The organism is Erwinia sp. MYb416 (assembly GCF_037479575.1).
Lineage (GTDB): Bacteria > Pseudomonadota > Gammaproteobacteria > Enterobacterales > Enterobacteriaceae > Erwinia > Erwinia rhapontici.
In genome coordinates this window covers 1-589 of record NZ_JBBGYT010000224.1, presented here as the reverse complement: position 1 = coordinate 589, position 589 = coordinate 1, and the positions used below count along the sequence as shown (strand labels likewise).

Here is a 589-nt window from a genome sequence, read left to right as displayed (position 1 = left end):
GGCCAGGCGTGTGCGTTGGGGGTAGAACAGAAAAAACAGCGCCAGGGCACTGAAGCCGCTGGATGCATGGCCGCCGGGGAAACAGCGCCCCGGCCCGCTGTTCAACGGGACAGCGCCGAACAACGGGTAAGAAACCGCCTTACCGCCAAATTCCACCAGGTCCCACGGACAGGAGTGGGCACTGGTGGCCTTCAGGACGCCCACCACCAGTGGGCCAATGCCCATCAGTAATGCCACCAATACCCAGCGTGGTTGTCCGCGTACCACGCCGGCCAGTAGCAGTACGCTCCCTCCGCCGATCACCATCTGTTTAAGCAGGCGATGGTTAATCAGATCCAGCCAGTGATTATCTTTCCACGGAAACTGCTGTGTCAGCGGGTCAAACCACAGGCGGGTGATCGCCATGTCGATGCTTTCGCTGCGCGACAGCCAGATAAAAACCATGGCGCTGAGAATCAGTAGCACGAATTGCTTAAGGTAAAAGTGAGCGGGCAAGGGGTAAAGAGAATCACTCTTAATTGCACGATTCGTTTGGCTTTTGTTGAGAATTAATGATGATTTCATGACATTTTGGCGACCAGGGGAGCAT

At 55.9% G+C, this 589-nt stretch carries 1 protein-coding gene; it reads right to left on the bottom strand.

The window, feature by feature from the left end; genetic code table 11:
- Positions 1-564: phosphatase PAP2 family protein (locus tag WH277_RS02055; protein WP_339504112.1), on the bottom strand; the 564-nt coding region annotated here is incomplete at its 3' end.
- Positions 565-589 lie beyond the last annotated feature (25 nt).